This is a genomic window from Marivita sp. (assembly GCF_020055635.1).
Lineage (GTDB): Bacteria > Pseudomonadota > Alphaproteobacteria > Rhodobacterales > Rhodobacteraceae > Marivita.
Genome location: NZ_JAIPUT010000010.1, coordinates 99,750 through 105,837, shown reverse-complemented (window position 1 = coordinate 105,837; position 6,088 = coordinate 99,750). Strand labels below are relative to the sequence as shown.

General features: G+C 61.7%; 4 protein-coding genes and 1 tRNA gene. 2 read left to right on the top strand and 3 right to left on the bottom strand.

Annotated features, from left to right (window positions below; all coding sequences use genetic code 11):
* Positions 1 to 1,493 precede the first annotated feature (1,493 nt).
* Both LCF60_RS07650 and LCF60_RS07645 read left to right on the top strand, forming a co-directional pair.
* Positions 1,494 to 2,723: an acyl-CoA dehydrogenase family protein gene (locus LCF60_RS07650; protein WP_292290852.1), complete on the top strand. Its 1,230-nt coding sequence runs from the start codon at positions 1,494 to 1,496 to the stop codon at positions 2,721 to 2,723.
* Positions 2,720 to 3,745 (top strand): phosphotransferase, encoded by a 1,026-nt coding sequence (locus tag LCF60_RS07645; RefSeq protein WP_292290851.1) that lies wholly within the window; start codon positions 2,720 to 2,722, stop codon positions 3,743 to 3,745. Before LCF60_RS07650 ends, LCF60_RS07645 begins: the two co-directional genes overlap by 4 nt.
* A 20-nt stretch (positions 3,746 to 3,765) precedes the next feature.
* Here the strand turns inward: LCF60_RS07645 and LCF60_RS07640 are convergent.
* The 3 genes from LCF60_RS07640 to leuB form a co-directional block, all read right to left on the bottom strand.
* Positions 3,766 to 3,842: transfer RNA gene (locus LCF60_RS07640), tRNA-Pro, on the bottom strand.
* Positions 3,843 to 3,926: 84 nt separating this feature from the next.
* Positions 3,927 to 4,907, bottom strand: coding sequence for a DMT family transporter (locus tag LCF60_RS07635; RefSeq protein ID WP_292290850.1), 981 nt, complete (start codon positions 4,905 to 4,907; stop codon positions 3,927 to 3,929).
* A 20-nt stretch (positions 4,908 to 4,927) separates the two neighbouring features.
* Positions 4,928 to 6,034: a 3-isopropylmalate dehydrogenase gene (gene leuB, locus LCF60_RS07630; RefSeq protein ID WP_292290848.1), complete on the bottom strand. Its 1,107-nt coding sequence runs from the start codon at positions 6,032 to 6,034 to the stop codon at positions 4,928 to 4,930.
* Positions 6,035 to 6,088 lie beyond the last annotated feature (54 nt).

The window sequence follows — 6,088 nt, the reverse complement described above, 5'->3', positions numbered from 1 at the left end:
AGCAGCTTCGCGCGCTTGATCGCCTTGTTGAAAATAATGCGTCCATTCTCCGAAATGCCGTGCACTTGAAATACGTCCTTGGCCAAATCCAGGCCGACTGTCTTAACTGTCATCGGGTGGCTCCTTTCTCAGCAGTTCATGACAACTGCACTTTGGCACATTCGATGCCGGTGGAGCAGGAGCCACCCACCTCATCCGGTCTGGGCCGGTCGTGTCGAACCCGCCCATGCTGCCACCGCGAAATTCGCGATCATCGCCGTGGGTGGTTTGGGCTCTGAGCAGACCTGCGCGACACCCGGTCTACGAGGCTCGGACAATCTCCGTCGGGGACATATACCCGCCAGCCGCACCTCCAGCCAACGGATGAAGCCGTTGAGGTTCTTTGTGGCCGGTCCGCAGAACGGCTCAGCGATGCGAGCCCAGTCACACAATGCACGCGGTTAGGCTGGGCTTCTCATCGGCCGTGAGCACCTCGTGCGTCTTGACGCGCCAGAAGTGTCAAAGCGCGTTGCGATGGATGATGTTGCGCGTGCTGTAACCGAGATGCCCCGATCGCCCGGGCACTGGTCGAGGCGGCGGGACATCCTGTCGAGGGCATGTTTCTTGCTCAAGCAATTCCAGAGCTCCAATAAGCGCCCATCTGGTCATCGCCAACGCGCTGTCGCTGCGTCGTGCCGCGCTCTATGGGCTGCGCGGCGAGTTCTTTGCGCGTCATCTGGTCATTTGGCTTCCACGGCATCAACTCGCCCTCCCTTCTTCCGCCGATGCATAGCACGGAAGGCTACATCGCGGATCGCGTAGTTGTCGCGCGGGGACATTCCTGATGGCGGGAGTTCGTCAGCCGAACCTTTCGTAGATTGAGCGCGGGCATGTTTCCATGCCACTCATGCCTGTCTGAGTTCTGCGGCGCGCTGGGCATCGAAGTCCCAGGCCAGTTGCGATCGATGAAGCTCAAGGTGGCTACAAGCTTTGAGTGGGCTGGGCGGTTCAGGGTAGAACGCAGTGACCAACTGCGCCGGAAAATTGCTGACAGAGACGCTCGCCTTGTTCAAATGCTCTTCACGACTCCTCGAAAAATAAGTAAGAAGGACGAGACGTTGACGAGCCCGACACTTGCAACGCGTCGAGATCCGGCGGCGAAAACCTTTGCGCTCAATTGGCGAAATCCTTTGTGCGCAAACGGTGCCCTAACTCACTGAAATCGCGAGAGGCGGGGCAAAGCACTACGCGCTCGCCTACAGGTTTTGCAGGGAAGCGCATCATGCGCTTCCCGTTCCCGCGCGCTACACGTCGAGCAAGAATGCATTGGTGCGCCTTTTCCGCTCAACCGGTCGGCGCTCGCGGATCGCTGCTCGGAGATCCGGCGCAGGATTTGAGCCGGGGGTCCCCGACCCAACAAAAACGGGCCATTCCGAGCCACACCAAACACCTGTCTGGTCGTTTCCAACGGTTCGGCCTACGATCGCCGCAAACAAGCTTGGGAGAAGTACCAAATGGACTTGGGAATGTCGAATCGTGTCCGGGCTCTGGCCGACCACGTCCGAAACATGGTCGAGACCGAGATCGCTCCTGGTGATGTCGAATACCATGCGGAAGTCGGCAAACACCCGTCCGGCGACCGGTTTCGGCATACGGACCGCCAGATCGAGATCTTGGACAGCCTGAAGGCCAAGGCCAGGGACCGCGGCCTGTGGAATTTCTGGCTCACCGACAGCGACAAGGGACACGGTCTGACCACGGTCGAATACGCCTATCTGGCGGAAGAGATGGGCAAGGTGCCCCTTGCTGCCGAGGTCTTCAATTGTTCCGCCCCGGACACGGGCAACATGGAGGTGCTCGAACGCTACGGGGACGACTGGATGAAGGACCGCTGGCTGTCGCGCTTGCTGGAGGGAGAGATCAGGTCGGCCTATGTGATGACAGAACCGGATGTCGCCTCGTCGGATGCGGCGCAGTTGGCCTTCGAGGCAAGGCGGGACGGGGAAGATTGGGTCCTGAACGGCGAGAAGTTCTGGATTTCGGGTGCCGGTGATCCACGCTGCGCGCTTTACATCCTGATGGCCAGCACCGCACCGGAAGCGGCCAAGCACAGCCGCCACACCATGTTTGTCATGGATGCCGATACACCGGGGATCGAGGTGCTGCGTCCGATGCACGTGTTCGGCCAGGACGATGCCCCCCACGGCCACATGCACCTGCGCTTCACCGACATGCGAATCCCGGCGAAGAACGTTGTCCTTGGCGAGGGGCGAGGGTTCGAAGTGGCGCAGGGCCGGCTTGGACCGGGTCGCATTCACCACTGCATGCGCTCTATCGGGCTTGCCGAAAAGGCGCTTGAGCTGCTCTGCCGTCGCGGTCTGCACCGCGAAGCTTTCGGCAAGCCGTTGGTGGAACTTGGCGCGAATTACGACATCATCGCCAACGCCCGGATGGAGATCGAACAGGCGCGTCTCCTGTGCCTGAAGGCTGCGTGGATGATGGACACCCAAGGCACCCGCGCCGCGCAGCCATGGATCAGCCAGATCAAGGTCGTCGCGCCGTTGATGGCGCTCGGGGTCGTGGACGAGGCGATGCAGCTTTACGGCGGCACCGGGATCAGCCAGGACACGCCGCTTTGGCGGATGTGGACGCATCTGCGCACGCTTCGCTTCGCCGATGGGCCGGATGCCGTTCACCGCCGCCAGGTCGCGCGCGCGGAATTGCGCAAATACACCAACGCATGAGTACGGCGCCTTTTGACAGTGCCGCCGTCGAAGCCTGGATGGCCGCACATGTCCCCGGCTTTCGGGGGCCGATTGCGGTCGAGAAATTCGCAACCGGCCAATCCAACCCGACCTACAAGCTGACCGCCACGTCAGGGGCCTATGTGCTGAGGCGCAAGCCGCCGGGAACGCTTTTGAAATCGGCCCATGCCGTCGACCGCGAATTCCGCGTGCAACAGGCACTTGCCGCCACCGATGTGCCCGTCGCCCGCATGTACGCCTTGTGCGAGGACGAGACGGTGATCGGCACGATGTTCTACGTGATGGATCATGTGGCGGGCCGCACCTTCGTGGACCCGCGCCTGCCTGACCTGGGCATGGCGGACCGCAGCGCGATCTTTGACGACATGAACCGCGCTCTGGCCGCGATCCATTCCGTCGATCTCGGGGCGATCGGTCTTGCGGATTATGGGCCGCACGGGGATTACTATGCGCGGCAGATCGGCCGCTGGACCAAGCAATACCGCGCCAGCGAAACCGAGGTGATCCCCGAGATGGACGGCTTGATCGCCTGGCTGCACGACAATCTGCCAGACGATGACGGACGGGTCACGTTGGTGCATGGCGATTACCGCATCGACAACCTGCTATTCGCTCCCGACCGTCCGAGCTGTGTCGCGGTTCTGGATTGGGAGTTGTCCACCCTGGGCCATCCCTTTGCCGACCTCGCGGCGGTCATCATGCAATGGTCCCTGCCGCCGGGGGATACGGGGCGCGGGCTTGCCGGTGTGGACCGGAAGGCGCTTGGCATACCCGAAGACCAGGCTTTCATCGATGCCTATTGCGGGCGCATGGGTCTTGCGGGAATAGAGCGCTTCGGCTTCTATCTTGCGTTCTGTTTTTTCCGCATGGCGTCGATCCTGCAGGGCGTGAAACGCCGCGCTCTCGATGGCAACGCGTCGAACCCGGAACGCGCGTTGGAACTTGGCGCGCTGGTTCCGGCGTTTGCCGAAGGCGGTCTGGCCGCTGCAAGGGCGGCGTGATTTCGGAACTGTGAGGAAACTGGTCGGGCTGAGAGGATTCGAACCTCCGACCCCCTGCTCCCGAAGCAGGTGCGCTACCAGGCTGCGCTACAGCCCGACCGTGAAGCGGGACCTACTGCTCATATGCAGGTTTGACAAGCCTTGATTTGGCGAAACCCCGTCGAAATCGGCACCGGACATTTCAGTTCTTCGGCTCTGGGGGTTTCTGCCGATCGCGGAACCGCCCGGATGTCATCAGGCCGCTCAGCCGCAATGTCGATGGCGTGCCAACCCTGCTGCGGGTGCGCAGGACAGGCGTGTTCTGCGACGTCCCGCCCCGGCTTTCGCGGAAGACGATGTACAGCCCCGAGGCGATGATGATGACGGCCCCCACCGCGGTATAGAGATCGGTGGTTTCTCCGAAGAAGATGAGCCCATAGGCGGTCGCCCAAAGGATCTGGGAATACTGCATCGGGGCCACGATGGCGGCTTCTCCGGTCTGGTAGGCGGCGATGATGATGCGTCCCGCGATCCACGCCATGATCGAAATGATCGCCAGCAACCCCAGATGTTCGATCGGCATGGGCTTGTAGACAAACCCCAAAGCAAGCCCCATCACGACGAAGTTCGCCACCATCGGATACAACAGCATCACCACGGTCCGCTCTTCCGCACCGATCTTGCGCACCACGATCGACGCGAAGGCCCCGGCAAACGCGGCAAGAATGGCCGCCCCATGGCCCAGCGTCAGATCCGTCGAGCCAGGGCGCAACACGACCATCACGCCAAGCAGCCCGACGATCACCGCCAACCAGCGGCGCAGGCGCACGGTTTCGCCCAGGATCGGGATCGACAGGACCGTGATCAACAAGGGCGTCGCGAACAGGATGGCGTAGGTTTGCGTCAACGGCAGCGCCGAGAACGCATAGAAGGCCGACACCCCTGTAACGACAGCGCCCACGGTCCGTACCGCCATCCACCAGGGATGAACCGGAACAAGCGTGCCCGGCTTGGCGTCACGCATCAGCATGATCGTGGCCAATGGAAAACTCAGCAACACGCTGAAGAACACGATCTGGATCGGGGAGTAGGTGGCCCCGAGCGTCTTGATGAAGACGTCGTGTGTCGCAAACAGTCCGAAGGAAATCAGGGCCAGCAGCGCGCCTTTGACATTCGAAGACATGGCTGGCCCCTTCTGTTCGTTTACAGGCTCGCGTCCAGCGCCGCGACGATGGCGTCGCCCATTTCCGATGTCGACATCGGTGTGCCGTCTTCCGGACCCATCAGGTCAGCGGTACGGGCACCATCTGCCAGAACCGCCTCAATCGCGGCTTCCAGGCGTGCCGCCTCGTCCCCCTGGTCGAAGGAATAGCGCAGCGCCATCGCAAAGCTGAGGATACAGGCGATCGGGTTCGCCTTGCCCTGACCGGCGATATCCGGCGCGGATCCGTGCACCGGCTCGTACAACGCTTTCGGGCGTCCGTTCGCCATCGGCGCGCCAAGGCTCGCGGAGGGCAACATGCCGAGGCTGCCGGTAAGCATAGCCGCGGCGTCGGACAGCAGGTCGCCGAACAGGTTGTCTGTCACAATGACATCGAACTGCTTGGGCCAGCGGCAAAGCTGCATCGCTCCCGCATCGGCATACATGTGCGACAGCTCGACATCCGGATAATCCTCGTCGTGCACTTTCTGCACGACTTCACGCCACAGGATCCCCGACTCCATCACGTTGGCCTTTTCCATGGAACAGACCTTGTTGCTCCGACGGCGGGCCAACTCAAAGGCCGACCGCGCAACACGGTCGATCTCGCTTTCGGTATAGCGCTGGGTGTTGATGCCGACACGCTCGTTGCCTTCCTCGAAGATGCCACGCGGCTCGCCGAAGTAGATGCCGCTGGTCAGTTCTCGCACGATCATGATGTCGAGGCCCGCGACCACATCCTTTTTCAGCGACGAGAAATCGGCCAGCGCATCAAAACACTGCGCCGGACGCAGGTTTGCAAAAAGATCCATCTCCTTGCGAAGTCGCAGAAGCCCGCGTTCGGGTTTCACGCTGAAATCGAGAGCATCGTATTTCGGCCCCCCGACCGCACCCAAGAGAACGGCGTCGACCTCCAGGGCCTTGGCCATCGTATCGTCATGCAGCGGCGTGCCGTGCTTGTCATAGGCGACACCGCCGACAAGGTCTTCGCTCACGTCAAACTGCAGGTTTCGCTTGGCACCGTACCAGTCAATGATCTTGCGCACTTCGGCCATCACCTCGGGGCCGATCCCGTCGCCGGGCAAAATCAGAAGCGAAGCGTTGCTCATCATGGATTTCCTTTGAACAAAAGAGATGCGCTTCGCCTAGACCCGCGGGCACCT